Here is a 17727-nt window from a genome sequence, read left to right on the forward strand (position 1 = left end):
ACGGGAGCGAGGCTATCAGCCGGCCAGGTTACCGACCGTCCCGCTCTGCGCGGGCTGTGCGCTGACGACGGCCGGCAGCTCCTCGCTCTCACCGTCGTCGCGGCTGGCCCAGGCCACCATGAAGAAGAGCGTCCACATCACGCCGAGCAGCACCGACGTCGCGGTCTCGCTGGCTGTGCTCCAGCCCAGGTAGAGCCGGGCGCCGCTGAGGCTGACCAGCGCCGCGGCCGCCACCGTCCACAGCGCCACCCGCAGCGGCCAGTGCCGCCGCCGGGAGAGCAGCCAGGCCAACGTGCAGAAGCCGGCCGTCAGCACCGCGTTCTGGCTCGGGAACAGGCCGGAGACCGAGGCGCTGGCCGGGGTCAGGTCGCCGCCCCGGGTCACGTCGGAGATCACCGCGAGCACCACCAGCGGTACGAACGCGAAGCCGGTGCTGAGCAGGGTGACCAGGTCGCCCCGCCAGGACCGGTGCCGCCAGGCCAGCAGCAGGGCGACCAGCGCGACCACCAGGATCAGCAGCGAGCCGCGCAGCACGCCGAGGGTGTCGCGGGCGATGTCGACGACGTGGTCGGTGCGGCGGGGCGCGAACCAGCCGGCGATGTTGTCGTCGATGATGCTCAGCCCGCTCTGGTCGACCGCCCACTTCATCACGAAGGCCAGGCCGAAGCCGATGCCGAACAGCAGGGCGACACCGGCGACCAGGTTGGCGACCAGCGCCCAGCGGCGGCCGACGCGCATGGTGAGCAGGAAGAACAGCACTCCGAAGCGTTGGTTGACCCAGCGTAGCGGCGGTAACGCCCCGGCCCGGGCGACCAGTGCCCGCCACGGGTCGGGGTTGCGGCCGAGCCAGCGGCCGACCAGCACGATCGCGATGATCGTGGCGACCAGGATCAGCACGGCGCCGGTGGCCTTGCCGAAGTATTCGGAGACCGTCTCGTACGACTCGCCGGCGGCGTAGCCGACCAGCACCGAGGCGCCGACGAACAGGGTCACGCCGGGTGCGTTCCAGGCCGCGAAACGGCGGTAGGGCATCTCGGCGGCGCCGGCCAGGCGCGGGGTGAGCGTGCGTGCGAAAGCAACAAATCGGGCTACGAAGACGCCACGGCCGCCGAGGCGGTGCAGCAGGCCCTCGGCCTTGGCCCAGCGTTCCGGGCCGACCCGGCCACCCCAGCGCCCCTCGCGCAGCCGCTCGCCGTAGCGGCGACCGGCGCGGAACGCCAGCGAGTCGCCGAGCAACCCGGCGACGACCATCAACCCGATTGTCAACGGCAGGTTGAGCGTCCCCCGGAACGCGAGAAACCCCACCAGCAATAACGTCGCCTCGGCCGGAAACACCAGCCCCAGCAACACCGCGGTTTCACCCGCGATCAAGATGAATGCGACCACGTAGATCACGGCAGGTGGCAGATCTGCCAGCCGTGTCAGTAGATCGACCATTGCGTCCCCCGGCCCACGGGACCAGCATGCCAGTGCGGGACTGCTCGAAAACAGGCAATAAGCAGAGATCCGGGCCACCTCGGGGATACCCCGACGGGGTCGGAGTTGGCGCGACCGGGAGGATGGACACATGCCGACCCGTTCCGATCTCCGCAACGTCGCCATCGTGGCCCACGTCGACCACGGCAAGACAACTCTTGTCGACGCGATGCTGCGCCAGGGCGGCCAGTTCCATGCCCGCAACGAGCTCACCACCGACCGCATGATGGACTCGATGGATCTCGAGCGCGAGAAGGGCATCACCATTCTCGCCAAGAACACCGCCATCACGTACGCGCCGACCGACGGCGAACCGGTGGTCATCAACATCATCGACACCCCGGGCCACGCCGACTTCGGCGGCGAGGTCGAGCGCGGCCTGACCATGGTCGACGGCGTGGTGCTGCTGGTCGACGCGAGTGAGGGCCCGCTGCCGCAGACCCGGTTCGTGCTCCGCAAGGCGCTCAAGGCCCGGCTGCCGATCATCCTGGTGATCAACAAGGTCGACCGCCCGGACGCGCGGATCAAAGAGGTCGTCGACGACACCTACGAGCTGTTCCTCGACCTCGACGCCGACGACGCCCAGATCGACTTCCCCATCGTGTACGCGTGCGCCCGCGACGGCATCGCCTCGCTGACCCAGCCGGCCGACGGCTCCGTACCCGGCGACAGCGACTCTCTCGAACCGCTCTTCCGCACCCTGCTCGACACCATCCCGGCCCCCTCCTACGAGGAAGGCCATCCGCTGCAGGCGCACGTGACCAACCTGGACGCCTCGCCGTTCCTCGGCCGCCTGGCGCTCTGCCGGGTGCGGGAGGGCCAGATCCGCAAGGGTCAGACGGTGACCTGGTGCAAGACCGACGGCAGCACCGAGCGGGTACGCATCTCCGAACTGCTGATGACCGAGGGCCTGGAGCGCAAGCCGGCGGAGTCGGCCGGACCGGGCGACATCATCGCGGTCGCCGGCATCCCGGAGATCATGATCGGCGAGACGCTGGCCGACGCCGACGACCCGCGGCCGCTGCCGCTGATCACCGTCGACGAGCCGGCGATCTCGATGACCATCGGCACCAACACCTCGCCGCTGGTCGGCCGGGTCAAGGGCGCCAAGGTCACCGCCCGGATGGTCAAGGACCGGCTCGAGCGCGAGCTGGTCGGCAACGTGTCGCTGCGGGTGCTGCCCACCGACCGGCCCGACGCCTGGGAGGTGCAGGGCCGCGGCGAGCTGGCGCTGGCCATCCTGGTCGAGCAGATGCGCCGCGAGCAGTACGAGCTGACCGTCGGCAAGCCCCAGGTGGTGACCCGGGAGATCGACGGCAAGATCTGCGAGCCGGTCGAGCGGTTGACCATCGACGCCCCGGAGGAATACCTCGGCGCGATCACCCAGCTGCTCGCGACCCGTAAGGGTCGGATGGAGCAACTGGTCAACCACGGCACCGGCTGGATCCGGATGGAGTGGCTCGTGCCGGCCCGCGGCCTGATCGGCTTCCGCACCGAGTTCCTGACCGACACCCGGGGCACCGGCATCCTGCACCACGTGTTCGAGAGCTACGAGCCGTGGTTCGGGGAGCTGCGTACCCGCGCCAACGGTTCGTTGGTGGCCGACCGCACGGGCGCGGTGACCGGGTTCGCGATGATCAACCTGCAGGAGCGCGGGTCGCTGTTCGTCGAGCCGGGCACCGAGGTCTACGAGGGCATGATCGTCGGCGAGAACTCCCGCTCCGACGACATGGACGTCAACATCACCAAGGAGAAGAAGCTCACCAACATGCGCTCGTCGACGGCGGACGAGACCGAGAAGGTCATCCCGCCGCGCAAGCTCTCGCTGGAGCAGGCGCTGGAGTTCTGCCGCGAAGACGAGTGCGTCGAGGTCACCCCGGTCGCGGTGCGCATCCGCAAGGTCATCCTCGACCAGACCACCCGCGGCCGCGCGGCCGCCCGCCGCAAGCACGCCGGCTGACCGTCTCTTGCGCGGCTCCTCGGCCGGGGAGCCGCGCGGGTCAGGCGATCGAGCCCGGCGCGGCGACCCAGACCGCGGGCTGGTTGGTGATCCGCACAATCTCGTCGAAGTCGTGGTCGTAGTGCACCAGCGCGAGCCCGGTGAGCTCCGCGGTCGCGGCGAGCAGCAGGTCGACGGCGCCGGCGGAGCGATGGGTGCCGCGCGCGGTCATCGCGCTCTGCACCTCGGCCGCCCGCAGGAAGGCGCGGTCGGGCACGGCGACCCAGGTGAAGGTCGCGGCCAACAGCCCCAACAGCTCCTCGCGGTCGGCCTTGGACCGCGCGCTGTGCAACAGCTCCAGCTCTGTGATCGGGCTCAGACCCACCACGCCGGCGGTGATCTGCGGCTGCCACCGCTCCCGGATGTCGCGGATCCGCAGCAACCGGACCAGTGCGCTGGTGTCGACCAGGAAGCGCGCCGACGTCATCCGCGGTAGGCGGACTTGTCCAGCAGATCGTCGAACGCGCCGGACTCGCCGAGCTCGGCGAGTCGTGCCAGGGCCTTGGCCCGGCGTAGCTGGTTGGCCGTCTCCCGCAGCGCGGTGTTGACCGTGTCCTTCTTGGTCTTGGTGCCGAGCAGCGCGGACGCCTCGGCGAGGGCATCGTCGTCGACGTCGATAAGTACCTTGGTCATGCCACACCATCCCGTATATACGCACCCGGCTTCCAGTATATCCGTCAGCAGGTGTGCGGACGGAAAAATCAGCGGTTGCGCGACCGGGCTGGCCCGATGAGGATCGATGGATTCCCGACAAAGGAGTCGTCGATGTCTGATCTTGATCGTCGCAGTGTGTTGCGCGGGGCCGCGGCCGCGGCCGGTGGGGTCGTGCTGGGTGGGCCGTTCCTCGGCTTCGTCAACCGCGACACCGCCGCCGCCAACGGCCCGCAGCGGGCGCCCCTCGTCGACACGGTCGCCGACCTGCGGGACGGCAAGGTCCGGCTGCACGTGCCGGCCGGCTTCCAGTACCGGTCCTTCCACGACACCGAGGCGCCGGTCGTGCTCGACGACGGCACGGCGCTGCCCGGCCGGCACGACGGCATGGGCGCCTTCCGCGACCGCGGCGACGACGTCGTGTTGATCCGCAACCACGAGGTCAACAACCCCGGACCGGCCTTCGGCCCGCGGGAGCCCTACGACCCGCAGGCCCGCGGCGGCACGACGACCGTGCACGTCAGCCGCACCGGCGAGGTGCGCCGCGCTTACACCAGCATCAACGGCACGATGATGAACTGCTCCGGCGGCCGGATGCCGTGGGGTTCCTGGGTCACCTGCGAGGAGACCGTCAACGGGCCGGACGTCGGCCCGGACTTCACCAACGCGTCCAACGTGCCGCTGACCCAGCCGCACGGGTATGTCTTCGAGGTCCCGGTGCACGGCGAGGCCAGCGGCGAGCCGATCACCGCCGCCGGGCGGTTCACCCACGAGGCGGTCGCCTACGACCCGCACTCGGGCTATCTCTACCTGACCGAGGACAGCTTCGAGTTCCCGTCGGGTTTCTATCGCTACAAGCCGCGCCGCGACCCGATGCGGCTGGGTCACCTCGACAACCGGGGCCGGCTGCAGATGCTGGCCGTCCGCAAGCGGCCCAACATCCATCTCGAGGGCATGCAGCGGCGCGGAGCCACGTACGACGTGAAGTGGGTCGACATCGACGATCCGGCGCCGCGCTTCCCTTACACGCCCGGCGAGACGGCACCGACCACGAACGACGATGCGACGGTGTACGTGCCGAAGCAGGGTTGGGCGCAGGGCGCCGCCTACTTCTCCCGGCTGGAGGGCGCGGTCTACGACGACGGGGTCGTCTACTTCACCTCGACCCAGGGTGGCGGCGAACCGGAGACCGAGATCGGCCCGCACGCCACCGACGGCTACGGCAACGGGTACGGCCAGGTCTGGGCCTACTACCCCAAGCACCAGGTGCTGCGCGCGATCTACCAGTCGCCGGGTCCGGACACGTTGGACTTCCCCGACAACGTCACCACCAGCCCCCGCGGCACGCTCGTGGTCTGCGAGGACCACACCGACGACAACTACCTGCGCGGCCTGACCCCGCACGGTGAGCTCTTCGACATCGCGGTCAACCGGCTCACCTCCAGCACCGGCACGCCCCGGTTCGACGACGAGTTCGCCGGTTCGACGTTCAGCCCCGACGGGCACACGCTGTTCGTCAACATCCAGGCCAGCGCCGGGATGACGTTCGCGATCTGGGGCGACTGGCGCAGGATCGGCGTCTGAGCCCGCGACGGGCGGCGGCTGGGTACGGTGAGGGCGTGCTCGCCCAGGTCGCGACCTTCGCCGCCACCCGTGCGCTGCGCCTTCCGCCGGCCGTGTCCGGCAAGGTCAGCTACCGCCGTCACCAGCGGGTCCGGGCCCGTGACGGCGTCATCCTGATGACCGACCACTACGCCACCGACGTGCCCGGCGCCGGGACGGTGCTGATCCGCACGCCCTACGGGCGCGGCGGGCCGGTGACGCTGTTCGGGCGGCTGATCGCCGAGCGTGGGCTGCACACGGTGATCCAGTCCTGCCGGGGCACCTACGGCAGCGGCGGCACCTTCGACCCCATGCGACACGAGCGCACCGACGGCATCGACACGGTCGACTGGTTGCGCCGCCAGCCCTGGTACAACGGCGACCTGGCCATGTTCGGCTCCAGCTACCAGGGCTTCGCCGAGTGGGCGGTAGCGCCCTACGTGGGCGACGAACTGCGGGCGATGGTGCTGGTCTGCACCACGTCCTCGGCCCGCGACTCGACCTACGCCGGTGAGGCGTTCTCGCTCGACACGGTGCTGACCTGGGCCGAGTTGCTCAGCGCCGAGGGCCAGCCGTTCTTCACCCGGCAGCGCGAGCTCAAGCGCGGCCAGCCCAGGCTGCTGCGCGGCCTGGCCACCCTGCCGCTGGACACGGCCGACCGGGTCGCCGTCGGCACGGCGGTGCCGTTCTACCAGGACTGGCTGCGCGAGGTCGAGCCCGAGGCCGCGTACTGGGCCGACCGGGTGTTCGACGACGGTGTCGCGACGGTGCGCGCGCCGATCGCGATGATCACCGGGTGGCACGACATCTTCCTGCCGGCCCAGTTGCGCGACTACGCGGCGCTGACCGCGGCGGGGGCCGAGCCCTACCTGATGATCGGGCCGTGGACGCACGGCAGTCCCGGCCTGTTCGGCGCCTGGATGCGGGAGGGGCTGGCGTTCCTCTGCGACCGGATGCCCGGCGGCACCGACGCCGCGGCCACGCTGCGCCGGTCGGCGACCGCGCCGCGCCCGGGCGGCGTCCACCTGCACGTGGCCAACGACGGGTGGCGGTCGCTGCCGAGTTGGCCGCCGCCCGGCACACCCGGCGAGATCTTCCTGCACCCGGGCGGCGGCCTGGGCGGGGGCCCCGCGAGCGGCGAGCCGTCGGCGTTCTACTACGACCCGGCCGACCCGACGCCGTCGCTGGGCGGGGCGGTGCTCGCCGCCAACAAGGCCGGCCGGGTCGACAACCGGCCCGTCGAGGAGCGGCCCGACGTGCTGCTGTTCACCGGCGAGCCGCTGGAGACGCCGCTGGACGTGCTCGGCGAGGTGTCGGCGACCATCCACCTGCACGGTGAGCCGGAGTTCTTCGACGTGTTCGTGCGGCTGTGCGACGTCGACCCGCGGGGCCGGTCGTGGAACGTCTGCGACGGGCTCGTCCGGGTGGTGCCGGGCCGCTTCCCGCGGGACGCCGACGGGGTGACCAGGGTGCCGGTGCCGATGTATCCGACGGCCTACCGGTTCCGGCCGGGACACCGGATGCGGGTGCAGGTGGCCGGCGGGGCGCATCCGCGCTGGGCCCGCAACCCGGGCACGGGTGAGCCGCTGGGCAGCGCGGTCGCGCTGCGCGGGGGCCGGCGTTGGGTGTTCCACGACGCGGCCCGGCCGTCGTCGCTGCGGTTCACCATCGGCTGACCCGGTCTCGCGAATCAGACAAAGCGGATTAACGCGACGATGATTCGCGCCTTTCTCACTTTTCCCACGGGTCTCATTTCCGGCAAATAGCCTGAATCCGGCCGATGGCGTCGGGTCCGTCGGCGATCTGGCGGAAGGGGACCGGACGGTGAAGTCTGCTCTGACGCGCGCGCTCGTCACCGGTGTGCTGGCCGGCGCGGCGGCGGTCGCCCTGCTGCCCGGTGTGGCCCTGGCCGCGCCGACCGCCACGGTGGTCGCCGGCGGCCCGCTCAACCTCCGCGGTGGACCGTCCACGGCGGACACCCGCACCGGCTCGGTGCCCGACGGCAGCGAGGTCGCGGCGGTCTGCCAGGAGTTCGGCGAACAGATCAAGGGCACACAGCGGACCACACCGTACTGGGACAGGCTGAGCAACGGCGGCTATGTCGCGGACGCGTACCTGCGCTGGTCGCCGTCGCGCCCGGCGCTGCCCTGGTGTGCGACAAAGGGCGCCAGCGTGGCCACCGTCAGCAGCGGCGGGGGCCCGGCCAACATCCGGGCCGGGGCGAGCACCGGCACCGCTCGGATCGGGACCGTGGCCAACGGCCACTCGCTCGACATCAACTGCCAGGTGTGGGGCGCGAAGGTGGTCGGGCACGTGCGCACCACCAACGCCTGGGACCTGCTGACCGACGGCCGCTACATCTCCGACGCGCTGGTCGCGTACAGCAAAGGCATGCCGGTCCTGCCCTGGTGCGGCCAGGTCCCGCCGGTGGTGCCGCCCGCGGGCACGGCGCAGTTCCTCGCCCGGGTCGCCGAGCCGGCCAGGCTCGGCTTCACGAAATACCGCGTGCCGGCCTCGGTGACCATCGCACAGGCGATCCTGGAGTCCGGCTGGGGCCGGTCCTACCTGTCCCGGCGCGACCACAACTATTTCGGCATCAAGTGTTTCGGCGACCCGGGCACGATCGCGCTGGGCTGCCGCTCCTACGCGACCCGCGAGTGCGAGGGCACCCGTTGCTATGACACGACGGAGGTGTTCCGGACCTACCGGAACGTGACCGCGTCGTTCGCCGACCACGGCTACTTCCTGACCGTGAACGACCGCTACGACGAGGCATTCCGCTACAGCACCAACCCGAACCAGTTCGCCAAGGAGATCGCCAAGGCCGGCTACGCGACGACTCCGTCGTACGCCGAGGACCTGATCGACCTGATGAAGGAGTACGACCTCTACCGCTACGACCCGGCCTCGCGTGCCTAGATGTGCCGGCTGGTGTCGCGGACCCGGTGTTGTTTGAGTCTGGCCCGCTCGACGGCCGCCTGGCGGGCCTCGCGGCGCCGGGTCTCGTAGGCGACCTCGCGGCTCAGCCGTTGCCAGCTCTCCCAGCGGCGCGGGCTCAGGTCACCGGACTCGAGCGCCGCGCGGATCGCGCAGCCGGGCTCGGCCTGGTGTGCGCAGTCGGCGAACCGGCACGCGGCGACCATCTCGGCCACGTCGGCGAACGCCCGGTCGAGCCCGGCGGCGCCGTCGAGCAGGCCGACCTGGCGCATGCCGGGCGTGTCGAGCACCGCGCCACCGCCGGGGATCGGGATCAGGGCCCGGTAGGTGGTCATGTGCCGGCCCTTGCCGTCGGTCTCGCGGACCGCGCGGGTGCCCATCACCTCGGCCCCGGCGAGCGCGTTGACCAGCGTCGACTTGCCGGCGCCGGACGGGCCGAGCAGGCCCAGCGTGCGGCCCGGCGCGACCAGCGGCCGGATCTGGTCGAGGCCGGTGCCCAGCCGGGCACTGACCGCGAGCACGTCGACGCCGGGTGTGGCCCGGGACAGGTCGGCCGCCACCGCCGCCGGGTCGCGCACGGCGTCGGCCTTGGTGAACACCACCAGGGGGCGGGCGCCGGAGTCCCAGGCCAGGGCGAGCAGGCGCTCGACGCGGCCGACGTCGGGCGCCGGGTCGAGCGGTTCGACCACCGCGGCGACGTCGAGGTTGGCCGCCAGCACCTGGCCGGACGAGTCCTTGTCGGCGGTGCGCCGGACGATCGCGGTGCGCCGGGGCAGCACCGCCTCGATCGTGACCCGGTCGTCGGGCCAGGTGCGCACCAGCACCCAGTCGCCCGCACAGGGCAACCGGACCGCGTCACGGGACGCGGCGGCGAGCACGGCGCCGGCCAGGCTGGCGCGGACCGGGCCGCCGGCGACCAGCACCGTGCAGACGCCGCGGTCGACCCGGGCCACCCGGCCCGGAACCACGTCGGCGTCGAGCACCGGCAGGTCGGCGGAGAACGCGGCGTCCCAACCGAGGGACGCGAGATCAAAGGTCATGGGTGCCTTTCGTCGTTGGCATCGACGGTAGGCCGCGCTCGGTGGGGCCGAAACCGAATTCCGGAACAGCCAACGGCTAGGGTGGTCCTGCGCGTCGTTAAGGGGGCCTTTGTGAGCACGGATCCGCTGTCACTCATGGCGGAGGTCGACCGGGCGACCCGGCGATTGATCGCGACCGCCGAGGGCTTCGATGACGCGGCCGTGGCGGCGCCGTCCGCCCTGCCCGGCTGGACCCGCGGCCACGTGCTGGCCCACGTCGCCCGCAACGCCGACGGCCTGCGCAACCTGCTGACCTGGGCACGCACCGGCGTGGTGACCCCGCAATACCAGCCCGGCCAGCGCGAGGCCGACATCGCCGCGCACGCCGGCCGGCCGGCCGCGGTGCACCTGGCCGACATCCGGGAGTCCGCGGCCGCCTACGCCGCCGCGGCCGACGCGCTCACCCCGCGGCAGTGGGCGACGATCCTCGACGTCCCCGGCCAACCGCAGGCCGCCGTGTTCGGGGTCTGGCGCCGGCTGCGCGAGGTCGAGGTGCACCACGTCGACCTGGCGGCCGGCTACAGCCACGACGACTGGCCCGACTGGTTCGGGCACCGGCTGCTGCACGAGGTGACCGGCGGCCTCGGCGACGCGCCACCGCTGGTGCTGCGGCCGACCGGCGCCGGCCACCCGCTCGAGGTGGGCACCGGCGGCCCGGTCGTGTCCGGGTCGGCTTGCGCGCTCGCGGCCTGGCTCGTCGGCCGTTCCGACGGCGCCGGCCTCACCGTCTCGCCCGACGGCCCGCTGCCCACCCCGCCCGCCTGGATCTGACTGGAGACCGCGCCATGTCCTCATACACCGGAAACGTCGAGCCCGGCGGTGCGCCGGCCGTCCGCGAGCTGCCCGGCCTGCGCATCACCAAGGTCTCGGTCGGCCCGATGGACAACAACGCCTACCTGCTGGAGTGCCTGGGCACCGGCGACCTGCTGCTGATCGACGCGGCCAACGAGGCGCCCCGCCTGCTGGAACTGATCGGCGACCGGCCGCTGTCGGCGGTGGTCACCACCCACCAGCACATGGACCACTGGGTCGCGCTGGAAGAGGTGGTGGCCGCGACCGGCGCCCGCGCGCTGGCCCACCCCGACGACGCCGAGGGCCTGCCGATCCCCACGACGCCGGTGTCCGAGGGCGACCGCATCCCGGTCGGCGACTGCGAGGTCGAGGTCATCCACCTGGTCGGCCACACGCCGGGATCGATCGCCCTGGTCTACCGCGACCCATCGGGTACGCCCCACCTGTTCACCGGCGACAGCCTGTTCCCGGGCGGCGTCGGCAACACCCACGACGACCCGGCCGCATTCGCGTCGCTGGTGAACGACGTGGAGCACAAGCTCTTCGACGCCCTCCCCGACGACACCTGGTTCTACCCGGGCCACGGCAAGGACTCCACCTTGGGCGCCGAGCGCCCGTCGCTGCCGGAGTGGCGCAAGCGCGGCTGGTAGGCGCTAGAGCAGCGCGGCGAACGCCTTCAGTTCCTCGACGAACAGCGCCGGCTGTTCCCAGGCGCCGAAGTGGCCGCCGCGGGGTGGTTCGCCCCAGTGGACGATGTTCGCGAAGCGGCGTTCGGCCCAGCGGCGGGACGGGCGCGGTACCTCCTTGGGGAACACCGTGCAACCGGTCGGAACGCGTACGACATCGGCGGTTTCGGTGGTGAACCAGCGCGACACCTCCGCGATGCTCTCCCGGTAGAGGCGGGCCGACGACGCCCCGGTGCCGGTCAGCCAGTAGAGGGTGACGTCGTCGAGAACCTGGTCGCGGGTGAGCACCGTGGCCAGGTCGCCGTCGTGGTCGGACCAGGCCCAGATCTTCTCCACGATCCAGGCGCACAGGCCGGCGGGAGAGTCCACAAGGGAATAGCCGAGCGTCTGGGGTCGGGTGGCGTGCACGGCCGAATAGCCGCTGCCGTCCCGCTCCCGCTCGGCCAGGTCGTGCAGGGCTCTGGTCTCCGCCGGCGTCTGGTCGGTGCGGACGGGCGCCACCAGCGGGGGTACGAGATGGATGCCGAGCAGCCGCTCCGGCGCCTGGAGGGCGAGGCTGGTCGAGACGCTGGTGCCCCAGTCGCTGCCGACCGCGACGAAGCGGGGATAGCCGAGCGCGGTCATCAGGTCGGCCCACGCGCGGGCGATCCGGTGGATGTCCCAGCCCGGCGTCGTGGGCTTCCCGCTGAAGCCGTAGCCGGGCAGCGAGGGCACCACGACGTCGAAACCGGCCGCGGTCAAGGGCTCCAGCACGGCCTCGTACTCGAAGAAGGATCCGGGCCAGCCGTGCGTGAGGATGACCGGCAGTGCGCCACCGGCGGTGCGGTGCAGGACGTGGATCTCCAGGCCGTCGACGGTCACGCGGTGCTGGGGAATCCGGTTGACCCGCGCCTCGGTCGCGCGCCAGTCATAGGTGTCGGCCCAGTGACCGACCAGATCGTGCAGATAGTCCAGGGGTACGCCCTGCGCCCAGCCCGCGACCGGCGCCGGCTCCGGCCATCTCGTGGCGCGGAGCCGGCGGCGCAGGTCGTCGAGCGCCGCCGGCGGCGTCGCGATCCGGAACGGAGTGGGCATGGCCGTCAGAAGCCGGGGAACACCCGGCGCAGCTCGTCGAGGGTCAGCGGGCCGTCGAGCTTGACCGGGGCCGCGGCGAACTCCGGCTTGAGCCGGCCGGTGACCAGCCGCAGCCAGGTCTCGGCAGGCAGGCGCAGGGTGCCGTCCGGGTCGGCCGGTGTCTCGGCCAGGGCGATCTCCGGGCCGAGGACCAGGCCGAACGACTCCGGGATGTCGGTCAGCTCGACCGCGAGCGTCGCGGTCTTGCCGTCGAGGTGCTCCGGCTTGGCGACCCAGGCGAACATGCCGGCCATCTGGCCGAGCAGCAGCGGCGCCGCGTCGGCCGCGACGGTGGCCGCCGGGTCGAACGCGACGGCGACGTCCCAGGCGTGCAGCGCGAACTCGGAGAGCCGCATCGTCGCGGACGCCACGACCGGGACCGGTGCCGGCATCCAGGCGTAGCTGATCCGCACCGACTCGCGCTCGGCGTCGCTGAGCGACTCGTAGCGCCGGACCAGGGCCTCGTTGGCCGTGACGACCCACGCGGCGCGCTCCTCGCGGGACGCGTTGTCCCACTTGGCCCAGACGCCCTTGTTGAACTCGCCGTCCGGTGCGGCGCCGCCGCTGATGCCGGCTTCCAGCGTGGCCAGGTTGATCTCGGCGCCGCTGCCGAGGTGGCTGAGCACCTGGGAGACGTCCCACTCGCTGGCGCCGGAGGGGCGGGCGAGGTCGGCGGGGGTGAACCGGGCGACGGCGGCCGTGAGGTCGTCGTGGCCGTTGCGCAGCACCGCGATGACGCGGTCAGCGGAGGATGCCATGCGGATTGCTCCAAACACGAGGGGTGCGTTCGCGATCGAGACTATGTCGCCATCGCGGCGACCCGGAAATGTCGGGGGCCGCCGATAGCGTCGGCATCGACACCGACGAAAGGGGTGGAGCGATGCTCCGGGGGATCGCGACGATGAGCTACTGGACCGACGACCTGGCCGCGGCCACGCGGTGGTACTCCGACCTGCTCGGCATCGAGCCCTATTTCCAGGTCCCGGGCGGTTACGCGGAGTTCCGGCTCGGTGACTACCAGCAGGAGCTGGGCCTGATCGACCGCGCGTTCGCTCCCGACGGCACGGCGACCAGGTCCGGCGGCGTCGTGGCCTACTGGCACGTCGACGACGTCGACGCGGCCCTCGACCGGCTGACCTCCCTCGGTGCGACGGTCCGCGAGCAGCCGCGCGACCGGGGTGAGGGCTTCATCACGGCCACGGTTACCGACCCGTTCGACAACATCCTGGGGATCATGCACAACCCGCACTATCTCGACGTGCTGGGCGGCAGGAGCTAGCCGAATGTGGCGAAGACCGTCGCGGCGATCTCCTCGGGCGCCGGCATCGCGGCGATCTCGGCCGACACCTCGGCGGCCGCGGCGCGCAGGCCGGCGTCGTCGACCAGGCGCTGCAGGGTCGGGGCGTCGATCTTCCTGGTGGCCACGGCCAGGCCGGCGCCGCGGGCGGCGACAAGCTGGCCGTTGTGCGTGCGGTCGCCCGGGCCGGGCGCCAGCAGTTGCGGCACGGCGGCCGCCAGCGCCGCGAAGATGGTGCCGGCGCCGCCGTGGTGCACGATCGCGCTCGCCATGCCCAGCGCCTCGGGTAACGGCGCCCATCCGATCGCCCGCACGTTCGGCGGCAGGGCCCGGCCGCTGAGCCGGTCGGCGGCCCGCAGCAGCACGAAATCGGCGTCCACGGCCGGTGCCAGCCGCACGATGCGGTCCAGCACCGCGGTCGACCCGGGTCCGGCGATCGTGCTGTGGCTGACCAAGATCCGGGGGCGTTTCCCCGGTTCCCGCAACGACGAGGGGAGGCTCAAGCCGCCGCCATACCCGACCGGCCGCATCGGCTGACCGCTTGCACCGGGCACGAGGCTGTCCGGGCTGATCCGCAGCACGGCGGCGCTGGCCGGCACGTCGACCCGCGGGCGCATCTTGGCGATCGTGACGCCGAGCAGCAGCGCGTCGTCGAAGAGCGTGTTGCCGTGCAGCACGGCCGGCACGCCGTGCCGGGCCGCGGCGACCGCCCCGGCGGCGGCCAGCGGCTCGTGCACCACCACGTGCGGGCGCCAGCGGGCGATCAGTTCCGCGGTGGCCTCGACCAGTTGCTCGTTGACCGCGCCGAAGATGTGCCCGACCGCGTCGGTGCCGGCCTTGCCGACGATCTCCTTGGCCATCACCCGCGGGTGGCGCAGCATGGCGGCGATGGCGATGCGCCCGAAGTTGAACGGCCCGGCGACGTCTTCGACCGGGAAACCGGCCGGCGGCCGGGTCACGGCATCACCGCCGGATGCGACCATGACCTGATGCCCGGCCCCGCGCAGGGCCTCGGCCAACGGGATCATCGGGTAGAGGTGGCCGATCAACGGGGCTGCGACGAACAGGATCCGCACGGATGGTCCTCTTCTCGGGTCGGGCCGGCTCCTTCACATATTGCCCCCTGATCGCCAACGGGCCGGGGAACGGGTCGGTGAACAACCGGGTCGCCCCTGCCGCGCTGGTAGGTTCGAGCCCATGGCCAGGGTGATCTTCGGAATGACGGTGTCGATCGACGGCTACGTGGCCGACGCCGACGGCAGCGCCGCCCCGCTCTATCCCGACCTGCCTGAACTGCGGCCCACCCATTACATGACCGAGATGATCGACGAGACCGGCGCCGTGCTGATGGGCCGGCACACGTTCGCGATGGGCGATCCCGACGGTTACGCCGGCCGCTACGAGTTCCAGGTGCCCATCTTCGTCGTCACCCACGAGCCGCCGGAGGCGCGCCCGCGCGAGTCCGACCGGTTGACGTTCACGTTCGTCACCGACGGCATCGAGGCCGCGGTGCGCGCGGCCCGAGCGGCGGCCGGCGAGCGCGACGTCACCTGCGTCGGCGGCGTCGACCTGGGCCGCCAACTGCTCACCGCCGGCCTGGTCGACGAGTTGCGCCTCGACCTGATGCCGGTGTTGCTGGGCGGCGGCCGGCGGCTCTTCGAGCCCGACACCGACCTGGCCGCCCTCGGGCTGCGCAAGAAGTCGGTGCTCGAGGTTGGCCCGCGCACGTCGCTGCGGTTCACGGTGACCCGATGAGGCACCTGCCCTTCGAGCGGCTGCACAACTTCCGCGACGTCGGCGGCTATTCCACATCGGATGGCTCGACTGTCCAATGGCGGCGGCTCTACCGTTCCGACGGCCTGGGCAAGCTGGCCGGCGCCGACTGGGTCGCGTTCCAGGCGCTGGGCGTCAGAACGGTGATCGACCTGCGCAACCCGGAGGAGATCGCCCGGCGCGGCCGGGTGCCCGACCATCCGGGGCTGGCTTACCACAACCTGTCCATCGAGCACCGCCCCTTCAAGCAGGCGACGCTCGCCCCCGATGTGGAGCCGGTGCGGTTCCTGGCCGACCGCAACGCCGAGGTGCTGGTCGACGGGGCGGCCGAAATCGCTCAGGCCCTGGCGGTGATCGCTCTCGCCGAGAACACCCCTGTGGTGATCCACTGTGCCGCGGGCAAGGACCGCACCGGCCTGCTCGCCGCCCTGGTGCTGTCGCTGGTCGGCGTCGGCGACGAGGACATCGTGGCCGACTACGCCCTGACCGGACTCGCGGCGGAGAAGTTCGTCGCCGACTGGCACGCCAACCCGGCCAACCCGCGGATCACCTGGCCCGCCTACGGCCACGCCCCGGCGGAGGCGATGCGCCTGACCCTCAAGGAGTTGGCCGCGACACACGGTTCGGTGCACGACTACGCCCGCGACCGGCTCGGTGTCGACGACGCGCTGCTGGTCGCGCTGAGGGCCACCCTGCTCGACCCGTAGGGTGGGCGGTATGCGGGTGGCGTACGGAGCCGATGACGCGAACGAGACCACACGGGCGGTGCGGCAGGCCCTGGCCGACCGGTCGATCGAGGTCGTCGACGTGACCGCCGACCGGGCCTGGCCCGACATCGGTGCCGCGGTGGGCCGCGCGGTGATCGGCGGCGACGCCGACCTGGGCGTGGTCCTCTGCTGGACCGGCACCGGCACGGCGATCGCCGCCAACAAGGTGCCCGGCGTCCGCGCCGCGCTGGCCTGGGACCCGTGGATCGCGGCCGGCGCCCGCAGGTGGAACGACGCCAACGTGCTGGCGATGAGCCTCAAACGCCTGGCCCCCGACGTGGCGGTAGAGGTGCTGACCGCCTTCCTCGACACCACCGGGCCCGACCCCGACGAGGCCGCGAACATCGCCCGCCTAGGCGCCCTCGATGCCTGAACTCCGCCGCGCCACACCGGGCGACCTGGCCGCGATCCTGGCCGACCTCCCGGCCTACTGGGGCGACCGCGACGTGCGCCACCTGCACCACCCGATGTTCGTGCGCGAGTTCGGCGACACCGCCTTCGTGGCCGGCACCGTCGACGGCTACCTGTTCGGCTTCGTGGCCCCGGCCCACATCGGCTACATCCACGCGGTGGCCGTCCACGAACGCCGCCGCGGCACCGGCCTGGGCCGCCAGCTTCACACGGCGTTCGCCGCGGCCGCCCGCGCCCGCGGCGCCACCCGCCTGAAGGCGATCACCGGACCCGCCAACACGGAATCGATCCGCTTCCACGAACGCCTCGGCTTCACCGCCTGCCTGACTCCCGACTACAGCGGCCCCGGCGACGACCGGATCGTGCTGATCCGCGACCTGCCCTGAGACGTCGCCCCTTCGCGTGAGCGTCATTCGCCGTGATGGGTGATATAGACGGGTTCTCCTGGGTCCTATGCTCCCCAGATGGATCAACCATCGACTACCTTCGTTGTGCTGACGTTTTTCCTCGGCCTGCTGTGCTCGGTCTTCTGGCCGGCTACGAAACACTTGATCACCATGGCCCACGAGGGTTCGCACGCGATCGCCGGGTCGGTGACCGGTGGCAAGGTCGTGTCCGTGGCGATGCGGCCCGACGGCAGCGGGGTCACGACAACCACGGGTGAGGGGCCGTTTCTCACGGCCCTCTCCGGTTACGTCGGCCCGTCCGTCTTCGGCATCGTGAGCGCGACGGCGCTGGCGAACGGCATGGACCCGAACGTCGTCATCTGGGTGACGGTCGTGCTCATGGCGGTCATCTTCCTGCGGGTCAGGAACCTCTTCGGCTGGCTCTTCATCCTCGCCGCGGGCACCTTGTTCGTCATGGTCGCCGTCAACGGCTCACCGACCGCGCGCCAGGTGTTCGTCTACACCTGGACCTGGTTCCTGCTGCTCGGCGGTTTCGTCCACACCGTGGAGACCAACCTGAAGAGTGTCGGTTGGTCCGGCGACGCCAGCGCGTTGCGCAAGCTCACGAAGCTGCCGCGCGGCTTCTGGGGCGGCCTGTGGTGGCTCGCGACCATAGCCGCACTGCTCTACGGTGGCGGCCTCCTGATCGGCGTGATCGATCCCCCGATCGGTTCGCATCTCCGCTAGACGCCGGGCGG

Annotated in this window: 19 protein-coding genes; 12 read left to right on the forward strand and 7 right to left on the reverse strand. The window is 71.8% G+C overall.

Annotation, left to right across the window (positions count from 1 at the left end; translation table 11 throughout):
• Window positions 1-15: 15 nt before the first annotated feature.
• Window positions 16-1386: a VTT domain-containing protein gene (locus AB0J74_RS00645; protein WP_363442743.1), complete on the reverse strand. Its 1371-nt coding sequence runs from the start codon at window positions 1384-1386 to the stop codon at window positions 16-18.
• 181 nt (window positions 1387-1567) lie between these two features.
• On the opposite strand from AB0J74_RS00645, the gene typA reads away from it, so the two are divergent.
• Entirely contained in the window at window positions 1568-3436 is a 1869-nt protein-coding gene (typA, locus tag AB0J74_RS00650; RefSeq protein WP_363442746.1) for a translational GTPase TypA, read from the forward strand.
• Window positions 3437-3476: 40 nt separating this feature from the next.
• Here typA and AB0J74_RS00655 read toward each other — a convergent pair whose 3' ends face one another.
• Complete coding sequence (locus tag AB0J74_RS00655; RefSeq protein ID WP_363442749.1) at window positions 3477-3902, reverse strand: PIN domain nuclease; 426 nt, start codon at window positions 3900-3902, stop codon at window positions 3477-3479.
• The gene (locus tag AB0J74_RS00660) at window positions 3899-4108 is read right to left on the reverse strand and encodes a type II toxin-antitoxin system VapB family antitoxin (RefSeq protein ID WP_363442752.1); all 210 of its coding nucleotides are present in this window, start codon (window positions 4106-4108) and stop codon (window positions 3899-3901) included. The genes AB0J74_RS00655 and AB0J74_RS00660 overlap by 4 nt, the downstream gene beginning before the upstream one ends.
• 132 nt (window positions 4109-4240) lie before the next feature.
• On the opposite strand from AB0J74_RS00660, the gene AB0J74_RS00665 reads away from it, so the two are divergent.
• The 3 genes from AB0J74_RS00665 (at window position 4241) to gsmA (ending at window position 8647) form a co-directional block, all read left to right on the forward strand.
• On the forward strand, window positions 4241-5710 hold the full coding sequence (locus tag AB0J74_RS00665; RefSeq protein WP_363442754.1) for an alkaline phosphatase PhoX: 1470 nt from the start codon (window positions 4241-4243) through the stop codon (window positions 5708-5710).
• Window positions 5711-5745: 35 nt separating this feature from the next.
• A complete protein-coding gene (locus AB0J74_RS00670; protein ID WP_363442757.1) occupies window positions 5746-7404 on the forward strand; it encodes a CocE/NonD family hydrolase in 1659 nt (552 codons plus the stop codon).
• A 148-nt stretch (window positions 7405-7552) separates the two neighbouring features.
• Entirely contained in the window at window positions 7553-8647 is a 1095-nt protein-coding gene (gsmA, locus tag AB0J74_RS00675; protein WP_363442760.1) for a sporangiospore maturation cell wall hydrolase GsmA, read from the forward strand.
• On the opposite strand, the gene rsgA is transcribed toward gsmA, so the two are convergent.
• Entirely contained in the window at window positions 8644-9705 is a 1062-nt protein-coding gene (gene rsgA / locus AB0J74_RS00680) for a ribosome small subunit-dependent GTPase A (protein ID WP_363442763.1), read from the reverse strand. The two genes, gsmA and rsgA, sit on opposite strands and share 4 nt — an antisense overlap.
• Window positions 9706-9816: 111 nt before the next feature.
• Here rsgA and AB0J74_RS00685 point away from each other — a divergent pair, with 111 nt between their 5' ends.
• Both AB0J74_RS00685 and AB0J74_RS00690 read left to right on the forward strand, forming a co-directional pair.
• Window positions 9817-10515, forward strand: a complete 699-nt coding sequence (locus tag AB0J74_RS00685; RefSeq protein ID WP_363442766.1) for a maleylpyruvate isomerase family mycothiol-dependent enzyme — start codon at window positions 9817-9819, stop codon at window positions 10513-10515.
• Between the two features lie 14 nt (window positions 10516-10529).
• Window positions 10530-11186: an MBL fold metallo-hydrolase gene (locus tag AB0J74_RS00690; RefSeq protein ID WP_363442769.1), complete on the forward strand. Its 657-nt coding sequence runs from the start codon at window positions 10530-10532 to the stop codon at window positions 11184-11186.
• A 3-nt stretch (window positions 11187-11189) separates the two neighbouring features.
• Here AB0J74_RS00690 and AB0J74_RS00695 read toward each other — a convergent pair whose 3' ends face one another.
• Both AB0J74_RS00695 and AB0J74_RS00700 read right to left on the reverse strand, forming a co-directional pair.
• A complete protein-coding gene (locus tag AB0J74_RS00695) occupies window positions 11190-12296 on the reverse strand; it encodes an epoxide hydrolase family protein (protein ID WP_363442772.1) in 1107 nt (368 codons plus the stop codon).
• A gap of 5 nt (window positions 12297-12301) precedes the next feature.
• Window positions 12302-13093 carry a maleylpyruvate isomerase family mycothiol-dependent enzyme gene (locus AB0J74_RS00700; RefSeq protein WP_363442775.1) on the reverse strand — a complete coding sequence of 264 codons (792 nt, stop codon included), beginning with the start codon at window positions 13091-13093 and terminating at the stop codon, window positions 12302-12304.
• Window positions 13094-13215: 122 nt separating this feature from the next.
• On the opposite strand from AB0J74_RS00700, the gene AB0J74_RS00705 reads away from it, so the two are divergent.
• Window positions 13216-13614 (forward strand): VOC family protein, encoded by a 399-nt coding sequence (locus AB0J74_RS00705; protein ID WP_363442778.1) that lies wholly within the window; start codon window positions 13216-13218, stop codon window positions 13612-13614.
• Here AB0J74_RS00705 and AB0J74_RS00710 read toward each other — a convergent pair.
• Window positions 13611-14708: a glycosyltransferase gene (locus tag AB0J74_RS00710; protein WP_363442781.1), complete on the reverse strand. Its 1098-nt coding sequence runs from the start codon at window positions 14706-14708 to the stop codon at window positions 13611-13613. The two genes, AB0J74_RS00705 and AB0J74_RS00710, sit on opposite strands and share 4 nt — an antisense overlap.
• 121 nt (window positions 14709-14829) lie before the next feature.
• Here AB0J74_RS00710 and AB0J74_RS00715 point away from each other — a divergent pair, with 121 nt between their 5' ends.
• The 5 genes from AB0J74_RS00715 (at window position 14830) to AB0J74_RS00735 (ending at window position 17716) form a co-directional block, all read left to right on the forward strand.
• On the forward strand, window positions 14830-15387 hold the full coding sequence (locus AB0J74_RS00715; protein WP_363442784.1) for a dihydrofolate reductase family protein: 558 nt from the start codon (window positions 14830-14832) through the stop codon (window positions 15385-15387).
• Window positions 15384-16112 (forward strand): tyrosine-protein phosphatase, encoded by a 729-nt coding sequence (locus tag AB0J74_RS00720; RefSeq protein ID WP_363442787.1) that lies wholly within the window; start codon window positions 15384-15386, stop codon window positions 16110-16112. The genes AB0J74_RS00715 and AB0J74_RS00720 overlap by 4 nt, the downstream gene beginning before the upstream one ends.
• Before the next feature lie 10 nt (window positions 16113-16122).
• Window positions 16123-16545 carry an RpiB/LacA/LacB family sugar-phosphate isomerase gene (locus tag AB0J74_RS00725; protein WP_363442790.1) on the forward strand — a complete coding sequence of 141 codons (423 nt, stop codon included), beginning with the start codon at window positions 16123-16125 and terminating at the stop codon, window positions 16543-16545.
• The gene (locus AB0J74_RS00730) at window positions 16538-16969 is read left to right on the forward strand and encodes a GNAT family N-acetyltransferase (protein ID WP_363442793.1); all 432 of its coding nucleotides are present in this window, start codon (window positions 16538-16540) and stop codon (window positions 16967-16969) included. Before AB0J74_RS00725 ends, AB0J74_RS00730 begins: the two co-directional genes overlap by 8 nt.
• Window positions 16970-17047: 78 nt before the next feature.
• A complete protein-coding gene (locus AB0J74_RS00735) occupies window positions 17048-17716 on the forward strand; it encodes a M50 family metallopeptidase (RefSeq protein ID WP_363442796.1) in 669 nt (222 codons plus the stop codon).
• Window positions 17717-17727 lie beyond the last annotated feature (11 nt).

This window comes from Asanoa sp. NPDC049573, assembly GCF_040676615.1.
Taxonomy (GTDB): domain Bacteria; phylum Actinomycetota; class Actinomycetes; order Mycobacteriales; family Micromonosporaceae; genus Asanoa.